Raw genomic sequence first — 13,173 nt, forward strand, 5'->3', positions numbered from 1 at the left:
TTTTATATGATACGCATTCATAAATCAACTACGTGGGGCGCATTTACCGGCTGATAAGCCTCATTGCATAACGAAGCATTCAAAAACAGAGTTCCGCCGATTTGCCTTTTGCCATACGAACCATGAATGTGACCGAAACAATGCACGCGCGGGTTTACCTCTTCAACACGTTTAAGCAATAGCTCGCACCCGGCGTGTTCACCTCTGCCAAACGGTTGGTCAAGAATGCCCAGTGGCGGGCCGTGAGTAATCAACACATCCGTATCATCGGGAATCAGCGACCAGTAATGTCGAAGCGCCGCGCCGCCACGCGGTTCATTAAATGCCCAATCGAAAAACCAGGGTTGGTGCGGCGAGCCATAAAATTTTATGCCTGCGATTTCTACGCCGCTGTCTTCCAGATAAATGATATGTTTGAGTGATGTGTGAGCCGGTTTATAAATTTGAAAAACCCAGTCGTGATTTCCGGCAATCAATAAAATTTTTTTGAACGGCAATTCGGCGCAATATTCATCAAACGACGCGAGATCATTGAGTTGAAATGAGGCGTCAATATCGGCTTTGCCCGAATGATTGCGAAACACATCCCCGGCAATGATGAGCATATCGCCAGCGGGCAATTGAACGCGATCCAGCATGCCGTGACAATCTGAAGTGATGACTAAACGCATGGTTTTTAATTAAGGAAGCGAATGAAATCTCATTGCCCCCACTCTCTCTATCACTTTACCCCTACGCTGACAAGCACGTCAGACCAATGCTGTACGATGAATCGGTCAAGGAAAACGCAAAATCTGAGTCCCACTTTTAATCGCACCCGTGCGACCGCCAAAACGTGCTCTCGACAATCAGACAACAAACGGGAATGATTAACCTATCGCGAACCATCGGGTTGGTCTACTGTAACGGGGTTAATCACATCCGGTCTACAGGATGAATGACCTGATGGATCATTCAAAGGAGTCGCGCGTTGAGTATGATTGATATTTTAACCATTAAGAATGCTGTGGGTTTAACCGCCCCGCGACGCATCAGAAAATACGTTTTGATTTGGTGTTCATCGGGTGTTGCAACCCTTCTGGTTGATGAACAGGTTTTTGAATTGACCGCCAATACGGTGATTACGATTACCTCCGGGCAAATTCATTATTTGCAGAGTACACAAAATGCCGAAGGCTATGTGCTGGAATTCACTTACGACTTTTTCTGCAAAAACGATAACGATATCGAATTGATTTTTCATAACAGTCTGTTTTGCCACTTTGCGATGAATGAAGTGATATATCTGGGGAAAGGTCATTCGGCAGGCACAGAACTTCAACATATTGAGCGGGAATTAAAAGATAAGCCCTATCAATACCTGATCACCATTCACAGCAGAATCGAACTGCTACTGGTTGAACTCAATCGCGCCAAGATCAAACAGGGGGGCGAAATTTACAAACCTGATGCGCTATTTTTAAAATTTCTTGAAACCATCAGAGCCAATTTCAGTAAGAAATTAACCGTCCGCCAAATCGCCAAAATTTTAGCGACGACCGAATCACGACTCAATGAGCTTTCCAAATTGCACACCGGAAGAACGGCGCAAAGTGTCATTTACGGATTGGTGGCTTCCGAAGCCAAACGTTTGCTGACCTACGAAAAGCTGTCGGTTAAGGAAACGGCTTTTCGGTTAGGATTCGATGATCCGTTTTACTTCTCAAATTTCTTCAAAAAGCAAACCAACCTTTCCCCCAAAATGTACAAAGAAAAGTTCACTTGAAAATTACATACTTTTCCCAAAATCCTCTATTCCCGTTGAACCATTGCCCTGCCAGAATGATGACCGGAATTTAAAATCAGATGGAGGCAAGAATTAACAAATGATTAAGACAAGTCACAACCAGCTTGTTAGAACGAATGAGATAAAGTGGATGCCGCTTGACGAGGATTTGGTCAAAGGCGTCTTTATAAAATCATTACTCTTCGATGAAGAAAACAAACGTTCGCCGACAATCCTTTTGAGATTTGAAGCCGGGGCGACCTATCCCTTACACAATCATCCAGGCGGCGAAGAAATTTATGTCCTTGAGGGTGATGTCAAACTTGGCAAAACCGAACTGAAAACCGGTGATTATCTTTTCACGGCAGTGAATCATAAACACCGTGTCAGTACGCAAAACGGCTGCATTTTATTGCTGAAAGTTCCACAGCCGGTCAAAATCCTGGAGTCGCGCGGCGAGAATGACCTGGGAGATGAAAGTCATGAAAGTTGAGAGCCGCAGACTGGCGGAAACGGCGAAAATTTATCTGCGGGTGGCTTTGGCGGCGGCTTATCTCTCGTCGGTCGCTTCACGTTTCGGTTGGCGGGGAGCCGGTAGGGGATGGGGCAATTTTCAGAATTTTCTCGACTACACAGCCAAACTCAATCCGTTTTTGCCTGCTTCCCTCATTCCTGTTGTCGGCTGGATGGCAACAATTGCCGAGGTGGCTTTTGCGGTTTTACTGCTCATCGGGTTTCGCATCAAAACCACGGCGTTCTTAAGCGGCATTTTACTGCTGTTATTTGCCGTCGGAATGACACTCGGATTCGGATTTAAAGAACCGCTCGATTACTCGGTTTACACGGCTTCAGCCGGTTCTTTCCTGCTCGCCGCGTGGCACAAAAACGCTTTCAGTGTAGATGCGATGATCGGCAATGCAGCCGAAATCAACGGGCAATAACTACGGGTAAAATAAGAACCGGTGAACATCAAAGGCTACCTGAAGACGAATAATCAGTGACTGCGACTCAGGGCGAAGTTTCTTCTTGAGTCAGTATAAGAAAAAAATTGAGGTGAACGAATGAATCAGAAAAAAATTTGTACAGCTTGTGGTACGCAATTTCCCAACCTCGAGCAAGCGCCGGAGTGTTGTCCGATTTGCAGCGATGACCGGCAGTATCTTCCCGAAAGCGGACAAACCTGGACTACGCTCGATGACCTGTCAAAAAATTTCAAGGTCATGACTCAAAACCTAACCGACAATCTTTATGAAATGAAAATGACGCCGCACTTTGCCATCGGTCAAAGGGCGCTGTTGATTGTCGCGCCGGGCGGAAACATTTTGTGGGATTGCATACCCTTGCTTGACGAACCAACCATTGATTTCATCAATTCAAAAGGTGGGTTAAAAGCCATCGCTTTTTCTCATCCACATTTTTATAGCACGATGGGTGATTGGGCAGAAGTTTTTAACTGCACGATATACATTCATCAATCGGACGACCAATGGATTGTTCAAAAAACCAACCGCATTAATTTATGGTCGGGAATGGAACTCAAATTGTGGGACAATATTAAAATAATCAATATCGGCGGACATTTTCCCGGTAGCTGCATTCTTCACGTCCCCTTTTTATCGGCGGAAGGGGTTATTATGTGTGGCGATAGTTTCGTCATTTCACCCAGTAAAAAGCATATTGCGGTAATGCACAGCTATCCCAACAAAATACCTTTGCCGCTGAACGAGATAAACCGTATCAAAGAACGAATGCGACCTTTGCAATTCGACACCCTCTATGCCTGGAATTCCTCGCAAAATATCTGCTCGGAGGCGAAATTGCTTTTGGAAGATTCATTGGCGCGATATGTTTAATCAGGCTGCGGAGAATTTTGTATTGCAGGATTTTTTCAATGCCGCATAAACAATTAAATCACTCGAAACCCGACAACTCATTTGCGGTGTTTCGAGTGATTTAAAATTTCGCTCACCGGCATATTGGCGATTTATTTCATAGCAAAACTGTATTTGCTCGCCATGAATTCTTTGGCGCTCTTGTAAATCCCTTCACCATCCAATCCGTATTTGCCGAGCAGCACATTTTGCGGTCCGTGTTCGATTAATTTATCTTCAAATCCTAAACGCAGCACACGAACATCGTACATTTTATGTTGTTCTAAAAGTTCAAGAACGGCGCTGCCGAAACCGGTCATTAAATAATGGTCTTCGACCGTGACGAGCGAACCGTGCGATTGCGCCAAAGCTAAAATCAGTTCTTCATCCAGCGGCTTCACGAATCGCGCATTGACCACCGTTGCATTGATACCATCGGCTGCCAGTTTTTCGGCAGCCTTCATACAAAACGCGACCTGCGTGCCGATGCCTAAAATTGCCACATCGGTTCCGTCGCGTAAAATTTCGGCTTTGCCGATTTCAAGGGCGTTAATCTCTGCGTCCATCGGTACGCCCAGTCCATTGCCGCGCGGGTAACGAAGCGACGCCGGACCTTTGAAATAGACCGCCGTCTTTAACATATGCCGGAGTTCGTTTTCATCTTTTGGAGCCATCACCACAAATCCGGGCATATGTCTCAGGTATCCATAATCCATCAAACCGTGATGCGTCGGACCATCCGCACCGGCAACCCCGCCTCTATCTAAAGCAAACGTGACATCAAGATTCATCAACACCACATCATGAAAAATCTGGTCATAGGCGCGTTGCAAAAATGTCGAATAGATTGCCGCAATCGGGCGCAAGCCTTCTGTCGCCAGTCCCGCAGCAAAGGTCACCGCATGTTGTTCGGCAATCGCTGTGTCGAACGTGCGGTCGGGAAATTCTTTCATCACTTTGCTGAGTCCCGTGCCATCGGGCATGGCTGCGGTAATCGCGACGATTTTTTCATCTTCGCGCATCAGGTCAATGGTTGCCTGCGCGAAGACATTGGTATAGGTCGGAGCCGGGTTGCTGTCTTTGATGAATTTTCCGGTCGAGATTTCAAAAGCCGAGGTGCCGTGCCACGCGGCTTTGTCGTGTTCGGCTGGCGCATAGCCTTTGCCTTTGACGGTGAGCGCGTGAATCAACACCGGACCATCTTCTTTCTTGGCTTCTTCGAGGGTTTTAAGAATCGCGTCAATATCGTGCCCGTTGATTGGTCCCATATAACGCAAGCCTAACTCTTCCCAGAGCGCGCCCGGAATGATTTGACTGGCGAGCGCATCTTTTAATGATTTACCGACCGATAGCATCTTTTCGCCGACCGCCGGAATCATCTTCACCCACTCTTCGATTTCGTGTTTGAGTTCGTGATAGGGTTTCGCGCCGCGTATGCGGTTAAGATACCCAGAGAGGGCACCGACATTCGGAGCAATCGACATTTCGTTATCATTGAGCAGAATGATCATCTTCTTTTTCAGATGCCCGACCTGATTGATGCCTTCAAGCGCCATGCCTGCCGTGAGTCCCGCGTCCCCGATAAACGCAACCACATGAAAATCTTCTTCGTTAATATCGCGCGCCGCTGCCATGCCGAGCGCCGCAGATATCGAGGTTCCCGCGTGTGCCGCATTGAATACATCATAAACCGATTCTTCGCGTCGCAGGAAACCGCTGATGCCGCCATATTGACGAATGGTCGGGAATTGATCGCGGCGACCGGTCAAAATTTTATGGGCGTAGGCTTGATGACCGATGTCAAAAACCAGTTTGTCTTTTGGCGTATCAAAGGCGTAATGCATTGCCAGGATGAGTTCTACGGGTCCTAGACTGGCGCCGGTGTGACCGCCGATTTTCGACAAGGTTTCAATCATATAATCGCGGATTTCATCGGCGACAGTTTGCAGTTTGGATTGCGGAATATTGCGTAAATCAGCAGGGTCATTGATCTGTTTCAATAAAGTCATTTTATGGCTCCTTATTTTTAGAAAAGACGACTTGGCAACGCCTTTAGTTGCTGCCTGATAAATTTGGGTTTGCTCATAATTTTGAATTCAGAATATAGCGGTTTGATAGACAGTTGTCACTCTCTAAGATTGTCTTTCAATGATGAAGCGGGCGATGGACTGGAGTATGCGGGTGTCGCCGCCAAGGGATGAAACGATGGTAACGGCTTCGTCAACCATTTCGCGAGCTTTGGCGTGTGAAGCGTCGAGTCCATGAATTGCCGGATAAGTCGCTTTAGCGGCGGCGAGGTCTTTGCCTGCGGTCTTGCCCAACTGTTCACTGGTTTGCGTGACATCCAAAATATCATCGGCAATTTGAAAGGCGAGTCCGATGCACTCGCCGTAACGAATGATTTTCTGCATCTCGTCATCATTTGCCCCGGCGATGATGCCGCCAACCAGGCAACAGACGCGAATCATCGCGCCGGTTTTTGAGCGGTGAATGTATTCAAGCGTCGCTGCGTCAACCGCTTTGCCTTCGCTTTCGATATCGACCACCTGTCCGCCGATTAAAGCTTCGATGGTTCCTGCGGCATTGGCAATTTCGCGAATCACCCGCACCTGTTTTTCGGCGTCGCGATTCACGGCGTCGGCTGCGAGCGTGCGAAAGGCTTGCGTAAGCAGAGCGTCACCGGCGAGGATGGCAATTGCTTCACCGAAAGCTTTGTGACAGGTCGGACGCCCGCGCCGCAAATCATCATTATCCATTGCCGGCAAATCATCGTGAATCAGCGAATAGGTGTGAATCATTTCCACAGCGCACGCCGCGGGCATCAGGTCTTCGGTTGCTGCGCCCAGGGCTTCACCGCTTGCGAGAACAAGAATGGGGCGCAGGCGTTTGCCGCCCGCAAATATCGAATAACGCATGGCGCGGTGAATGGAATCAGGTTGCACCGATTCCTGTGGTAAGAATTTATCGAGCCAGGCGTTTACTTCTTCGGTTCGACGTGTGAAGTATTGGGTTAGTGATTCGCTTGCGAATGTTGTCATAGCAGTAAATAAATCTTATGAAATCTGCCTATCAGACATAGATTAATATCCCTATTGAATTAGTACATTGGAAACTAAGTTAGTTGATATTCCTTTAGCGTTCAGAGTTACGCATTTATGCGTGAATTGCTCTTCTCTCACGCCTGAAGGCGTTACTCTGAACCTCAAGAAATTTAGTTTCCAATGTAATTAGTTTTCAAAATAAATTGCTACGTATTTTTTCTGCAATCATATCGGCTTCATTCATTAATTCAAATATTTGTTCTCTCAATTTCAAATACTGTGCCCATTCCTCTGGCATTTCTATTTTGATTTTTTCAAGGTCTACCGGTTTAGCATGGCGTTGAAGATATAATTTTAACCGTCGTTTCAATTCTTCCTTGGTATTTTCCTCTTTTACATTTTTATCAATGAAAGATTCCCAATCTTTTGCTCCTTTTTTTGAATTGCAACTCTTGCAACAAGGAACAAGGTTTCCTATTTGATGACCATAGCCTCGCAGTTCTGAATTTTTTACTAAGCTGATTAGATGATCCCAAGTTTCGGCTTTAAAATTACAATAAATACAATGCAGCTCAACGTCTGGGTTTTGCCCGATTAGTCTCAAACCTTCATCTATAAGTTTATCGTTATAAGTATCGTTTGGCGCAAGTGCAGACGCAAAAGCATTGTTAATTGTTGTTTTCCGTTCTTTGTAAATTGAATAAGGTTTGAGATGTTTTTTTATGGATTGCTTTTTCATTTTATCGGATTAAACCAATTCAATGTGGTAATCAAAGTTAGAAAACCTCTTCTTCATCTTCCGGGGTTTTTTCAAAATCGACTCTTGAAAATGTCCCGTCGCTGTCTTTCAACAGCAATTCGACTTTGCGTTCGGCTTCGTCTAATCGTTTTTGGCAATCACGCGACAGGTTGATGCCTTGCTCGAATAATTCAAGCGACCGTTCCAGAGGCAAATCGCCGCCTTCAAGTTGTTCAACGATTTTCTCTAATTCCTTGAGCGATGATTCAAATGTTTTTTTTGTCATTAGTCCGTAGTCCGTAGTCCGTGGTCCGTAGCTTTAAGTCAACTGCTTCGCTTATTGAAATGAATCAGATTCAGAAAACGACTGACTACGGGCTACGGACTACGGACTGTTTTACTTCGACGCCAAGATTATGGGCGAAGGCGCGGGCGCGTCAACCGTCCAGATGCGTTTGAACCCGGCTTCCTTGAGCCACACTTTGTACTCTTTCATGGTAAACACGCTGCCTTCTTTGGTATGAATCAGCATATTCAGTCCGAAGACCAGCGGCATCGCGGGACCGGTGCGGGTGTCATTGGGAACCATTTCGGCAATCAACAAAATGCCGCCTTCTTTTAGTGCTGCGGCGCATTTCTTGATTAACTTTTTGCCCCACTTTTCGCCTTCCGAATGGATGATATGACCGAGCAGGATCAGGTCATATTTGTTGCGCCCGAAATTGATTTCGCGCAGATTGCCATCAATGTAAGTGTAACGGTCGTTCAATCCGAATGAGTCAACGAATTGCCGCGCAATCGGCGTGACTTCCGGGTAATCCAGAACGGTGACACGGGCATCGGGGATCGCTTGCGCAAAAGCGAGCGACCACGCAGCCGAACCTGCCGCGACATCTAAAATCTCTTTAATCTGTTTGCGCTTCTTTTCAGGAAGGCTTGCGGCAACTGCGCTTGCGCCGCCGAAACTCATCGGGAAAATTGCTGCAACCAGTCTCGGAAAGAAATCGCGCCCGGCTTGTTCCTGGTCAACTGCGACTATCGGGCGACCGGTCTTGACGACTTCGGTCAGTTGTCCCCAGGCGTCGTAATTTAATTTGGTCTCCTGAGCGAACGCGCCCATATATGGATTTTGACCTTTAATCAGAAACGCTGCCGACACCGGTTCGAGTCCGTATTTATCGCCTTTTTTGTTCAAATAACCGGTGCCCACCAGCGCATCGAGCAAATGACTAAGTCCGCGTTTGCTGGCTTTCGTGGCTTTGGCTAAATCATTCAAAGTATTTTTGCCCTGAGCGATGTGCGTGAAAACGTCCAGATCAACGCCACTGACGAGCGCCATGGTGTTTCGCGCCGCCCATAAATCCTGCATAATTTTTTCGGGTGTAACGGTTGGTTGATTTGCGTCCATTCAATATTCCTTTCAGATTTAAAATCGGATTTTACTTGAGTGAAGTACGTCGTTCATCGGTGCGGAAGATTTTTCGCTTGAATTATTTTTTTGTGCATTCGATTTCGCCTTCGGCAAGGCGTATGCGAACCGCGTCGCCGCTTTGCACATCTATGGCGCGCTTGATGATTTTGTTCTCATCATCGAAAGCAATCGCGTAGCCCCTCGATAAAACCGCGAGCGGTGAAAGTGCCTGCAATTTACCAACAGTGATGGCAAACGATTCGCGTTGATGGTCGGTTTGATTTTTGATTGCTGCCGCAAGCCTTGTGGAAAGAATGCCCAGTTCGCCGCTTTGACGCGCCAGCTTATGTTTGAGGTTGGCGTCACGCACGCGAATGTTGAATTGCTCGCGAACCGCTCGTTTATTTCTTATCTGTTTTCTGAGCGCCGATTCCATTGCGTAAATCGCATCGTCGAAACGTTGCCGGTAGGTTTTAATGCGCGAAGGGATTTCCAAAAAGGCGCGGCTGGAAACGATGTCTGCGAGTTCGTGTTGCGCGTCGGCGAGTTTATAACGAATCGCGTTGTACATTTCCTGCACGAGTCCCGCGAGTCTTAATATCACCTCTTCGCGCGCCATCGATACAACTTCGGCTGCCATCGAAGGCGTTGCAACCCGTAAATCAGCGACGAAATCGGCAATCGTAAAATCGGTTTCGTGTCCGACGGCAGAGATGACCGGCACCCGCGAATTATAAATTGCGCGAGCCACCGTCTCTTCGTTAAAACACCAGAGGTCTTCGATTGAACCGCCGCCGCGTCCAACGATAATCACTTCAACATCGTCCTGGGCGTTTAAATTTTCAATCGCGCGGGCAATCTCCTTTGCCGCGCCTTCGCCCTGCACACGCGCCGGGGCAATCAGCACATTGACGCTTTCATTGCGGCGTTTTAACACCCGCAAAATATCGCGTAGCGCCGCGCCGGTCGGCGAAGTCACAACCCCTATGCAACGCGGCAAAGCGGGGATTTCGCGCTTGTGTTCAATATCGAAAAGTCCATCGGCGGCGAGTCGTCGTTTGAGTTGCTCGAATGCCAGTTGCAGCGCCCCCATACCAACCGGTTCGAGGTATTCGACAATCATTTGATAATCGCCGCGCGTTTCATAAAGCGATAAGTGACCGCGCGCCCGAACCTTCAACCCGTCTTCGGGGGTGAAGCGAATTAAACGGTTTTGCATACGGAAACTCGCGCATCTGAGGGTTGCGCCTTCGTCTTTTAAAGAGAAATACCAGTGACCGGAAGAGTGGCGTTTGAAATTGGAAACTTCGCCTTCGACCCAGACATCAGCGAAACGATTCTCGACCAGGATTTTTATTTGCGCCGTGAGTTCGGAAACCGTCAGCGGTTCGCGCTCCTGCATCAGTTGTTCGAGAAAAGAGAGTTGTTGCGACATGAAAATCCTTGCAAGAATTTTAAGCTGCATTCTACACCCAAGCTTTCCTTCCGCACAAAATTTAAAAGTTTGTGATGACGTGATATGCTTGCCAACCAACGTTTTGAACTCTTAAAAGTGATCACCAATATGAAAAAAATAATTGTGCCTCTGGTTTTAATTTTACTTTTTACGATTGCGACGTATTCGCAACAAGCGGATAAAAAAACACCGCCACCCTCGATTGTCTTTACCAACGTTTCGGTGATTGATGCGACGGGCAACCCTTTGCAAAGCGATATGGCGGTGTTGATAACCGGAGATAAAATCGTCGCCATCGGTAAATCCAACAAAGTCAAATTGCCGAAAGGCACGCAGAAAATCGAAGCCAAGGGCAAATTTCTGATTCCCGGTCTCTGGGATATGCACACCCATCTGACATTGAGTAAAGATTTTTCGCTTCCACTGTTTATCGCCAACGGTGTCACCAGCGTGCGCGATATGGGCGGCGACTGGGAGGTTTTGAAATCCTGGAAAGCAGCCAGCGCCAATGGTGAAATATTAAGCCCACAGATTAAAACCGCCGGTTCGATTATCGAAAGCGCCAATTTTTTAAATATGCTTAGACGCATCGGCGCGTTTATCAACAAACCGAATAACCCAGCCATCCTCAAAGGTCGAATGGGTGTCGCCAATCCCGAACAATCGAAACAGGCGATTCAGAAATTGGTCAAAGATGGCGTGGATTTCATCAAGTTTCGCACCAACATTTCACGCGAAGCCTACCTGGCAATGGCAACGGAAGCCAAAAGCGCGGGCTTGATGTTTGTCGGGCACGCGCCGACCGGCGTGACTTTAATCGAAGCCTCGGATGCCGGACAGAAAAGCATCGAGCACGGCATGGATGCCTTAATGAAACTCACGGACGAAGAACGTCAACAGACTTATGAGCGATTGGTGAAAAACCAAACGTGGGTGGTGCCAACCTGGATTACCATGAAAAGTGTGCGGCTCATACCCGATAAAGATGTGGTTGCGGTGATCAACGACCGTGAGAATAAAATTGATGCGCGGCGAAAATATCTGTCTGCCAGTTTGCTGGATTTATGGGATACCCAGGTCAAAATCAAAAAATTTGAATCCGCAACGGATTGGACAAAAGTGATGCAAGCTTACCAACAACATTTTCGCGAGCTGCATAAAGCCGGGGTGCGAATGATGGCGGGAACCGATACCGGTTCACCTCTGGTTTATCCCGGTTTCAGTTTGGCGGAAGAATTGGAATTGCTGGTGAGTGATATTGGACTCACACCGATGGAGGCATTGCAGAGCGCGACGCGCAACCCTGCGGAATTTTTTGGTATGGAGAAAACCCTTGGCGCCATTGAAGTCGGAAAGCTTGCCGATGTGGTTTTGCTTGAAGCCAACCCCTTGGAAAATATCGGCAATATTAAAAAGATTGCCGGGGTGATGCTTGGCGGAAAATATTTAGATAAACCGGCTTTGCAGAAAATATTGAATGACGTGGAAGTGGCAGCCAGTAAAGACCGGGAAAGCGCGATTAAAAAATAATGCAAAAGCAAATTACTCTCGGATTAGTTGCTCTCAGTTTGGTTGCAATTTCGCTCAATGTTTTCGGGCAAAAACCGCTCGGTGTGGGTAGGAAATATTCAAGCACCGAGCGCCTGAAAATCGAGCGATTGCAATCTGTCCACGCTGACCGTTTGCGTTACCGCCAAGCGCGTCATCCGGTAAAACTCAAAACCGGGCTTACGGATTATCGCGCGATTATGCACGCGCACGCCGAAGATTCATCGCACACCGGTGGCACACGTCCTGAGCTTCTGGAAGCCGCAAAACGCGCGGGTGTGAAAATCATTATGCTCACAGACCATGTTCGACCCGAACGTGATTTCATTAATGACAGTTGGCGCGGCTTGCGCGATGGCGTGTTGTTTATACCGGGAGCCGAACACGAAGGTTTTCTGGTTTATCCGCAAGCTTCGATCAAAAATCAACCCAGGAAAACCCGCGACGAATACATTCGTATGATAAAAGCACCCGGTGGCAATATTTTTTTATCGCACGTTGAAGAACGACCGGATTGGGATACCAGCCAACTCGATGGCATAGAGATTTACAATCATCACTCGGATATAAAAGATGAAAATACGTTTTACTTGTGGTTGATGGCGACGCTTACGGATGCCCAACGCTTGAATGATTTTCAAACTGCCCTCAATGAATTTCCCGAAGAAGTTTTCGGCGCGCAACAGGATTATCTCGCAGGAACGATTGCGAAATGGGATAAAGACTTGTTGCAACATCGCGTCACCGGTGTTGCAGCCAATGATTGTCATCACAATCAGATTTTTACCGTGACCTGCCTCGATGAAAACACCGTTGAAATCGGTTACATCGGTTCGCGTCGGGAAACCCGCAAAATCACCAAAGAGCAAGCGCCTGGCATCAGCGAACTCACACGCGGCAGAAAAGCCGGTGAACTGATTGCCAAACTTGACCTCGACATTTACGACCGCAGTTTGAATTATGTGAACACGCATATTCTCACCAATCGGTTGGATGAGCCGTCGGTGCGCGAAGCCCTGCAACAGGGGCACGCTTATGTTGCGCACAACTGGTTATGCGAGGCGACAGGCTTTGCGTTTATTGCCGAAGCCAGGGGTAAACGAGTCGCCGTGATGGGCGACGAAGTGAAACTGGTTGATCGGTTGAAACTCAGAGTTGAAACGCCTGTGACCTGTTCATTAAAACTGATTCGTAATGGCGAAGTGATTGAGACATTACAAAGCGATAAACTGGAATTGGCGTTAAAAGAAGCGGGCGTTTATCGCGTCGAAGCGTGGTTGACGTTTGATGGGGAAGCGCGACCGTGGATTTATAGCAACCCGATTTATGTCAGATAACCTTG

13 protein-coding genes are annotated in these 13,173 nt (G+C 47.5%); 6 read left to right on the forward strand and 7 right to left on the reverse strand.

What is annotated here, in order from left to right; translation table 11 throughout:
• Positions 1–17: 17 nt before the first annotated feature.
• A complete protein-coding gene (locus tag AB1757_24680) occupies positions 18–671 on the reverse strand; it encodes a metallophosphatase domain-containing protein (protein MEW6130254.1) in 654 nt (217 codons plus the stop codon).
• Positions 672–976: 305 nt separating this feature from the next.
• On the opposite strand from AB1757_24680, the gene AB1757_24685 reads away from it, so the two are divergent.
• From AB1757_24685 to AB1757_24700, 4 genes are all read left to right on the forward strand, one after another.
• Positions 977–1,765, forward strand: coding sequence for an AraC family transcriptional regulator (locus AB1757_24685; protein MEW6130255.1), 789 nt, complete (start codon positions 977–979; stop codon positions 1,763–1,765).
• Between the two features lie 100 nt (positions 1,766–1,865).
• Positions 1,866–2,258, forward strand: a complete 393-nt coding sequence (locus tag AB1757_24690; protein ID MEW6130256.1) for a cupin domain-containing protein — start codon at positions 1,866–1,868, stop codon at positions 2,256–2,258.
• Positions 2,248–2,706 carry a MauE/DoxX family redox-associated membrane protein gene (locus AB1757_24695; protein ID MEW6130257.1) on the forward strand — a complete coding sequence of 153 codons (459 nt, stop codon included), beginning with the start codon at positions 2,248–2,250 and terminating at the stop codon, positions 2,704–2,706. Before AB1757_24690 ends, AB1757_24695 begins: the two co-directional genes overlap by 11 nt.
• A 120-nt stretch (positions 2,707–2,826) precedes the next feature.
• Entirely contained in the window at positions 2,827–3,618 is a 792-nt protein-coding gene (locus AB1757_24700) for an MBL fold metallo-hydrolase (protein MEW6130258.1), read from the forward strand.
• Between the two features lie 131 nt (positions 3,619–3,749).
• Here AB1757_24700 and dxs read toward each other — a convergent pair whose 3' ends face one another.
• From dxs to xseA, 6 genes are all read right to left on the reverse strand, one after another.
• Positions 3,750–5,645, reverse strand: coding sequence for a 1-deoxy-D-xylulose-5-phosphate synthase (gene dxs / locus AB1757_24705; GenBank protein MEW6130259.1), 1,896 nt, complete (start codon positions 5,643–5,645; stop codon positions 3,750–3,752).
• A gap of 123 nt (positions 5,646–5,768) precedes the next feature.
• The gene (locus AB1757_24710; GenBank protein MEW6130260.1) at positions 5,769–6,674 is read right to left on the reverse strand and encodes a polyprenyl synthetase family protein; all 906 of its coding nucleotides are present in this window, start codon (positions 6,672–6,674) and stop codon (positions 5,769–5,771) included.
• Positions 6,675–6,870: 196 nt separating this feature from the next.
• Entirely contained in the window at positions 6,871–7,416 is a 546-nt protein-coding gene (locus tag AB1757_24715; GenBank protein ID MEW6130261.1) for an HNH endonuclease, read from the reverse strand.
• A 37-nt stretch (positions 7,417–7,453) separates the two neighbouring features.
• The gene (locus AB1757_24720; GenBank protein MEW6130262.1) at positions 7,454–7,702 is read right to left on the reverse strand and encodes an exodeoxyribonuclease VII small subunit; all 249 of its coding nucleotides are present in this window, start codon (positions 7,700–7,702) and stop codon (positions 7,454–7,456) included.
• 111 nt (positions 7,703–7,813) lie between these two features.
• Positions 7,814–8,824, reverse strand: coding sequence for a methyltransferase (locus AB1757_24725; protein ID MEW6130263.1), 1,011 nt, complete (start codon positions 8,822–8,824; stop codon positions 7,814–7,816).
• An 82-nt stretch (positions 8,825–8,906) separates the two neighbouring features.
• Positions 8,907–10,292: an exodeoxyribonuclease VII large subunit gene (gene xseA / locus AB1757_24730; protein MEW6130264.1), complete on the reverse strand. Its 1,386-nt coding sequence runs from the start codon at positions 10,290–10,292 to the stop codon at positions 8,907–8,909.
• A gap of 99 nt (positions 10,293–10,391) precedes the next feature.
• On the opposite strand from xseA, the gene AB1757_24735 reads away from it, so the two are divergent.
• The gene (locus AB1757_24735) at positions 10,392–11,813 is read left to right on the forward strand and encodes an amidohydrolase family protein (protein ID MEW6130265.1); all 1,422 of its coding nucleotides are present in this window, start codon (positions 10,392–10,394) and stop codon (positions 11,811–11,813) included.
• Positions 11,813–13,168, forward strand: coding sequence for a histidinol phosphatase (locus AB1757_24740; protein MEW6130266.1), 1,356 nt, complete (start codon positions 11,813–11,815; stop codon positions 13,166–13,168). Before AB1757_24735 ends, AB1757_24740 begins: the two co-directional genes overlap by 1 nt.
• The last annotated feature ends 5 nt before the right edge of the window (positions 13,169–13,173 follow it).

Source organism: Acidobacteriota bacterium (genome assembly GCA_040754075.1).
Taxonomy (GTDB): domain Bacteria; phylum Acidobacteriota; class Blastocatellia; order UBA7656; family UBA7656; genus JBFMDH01.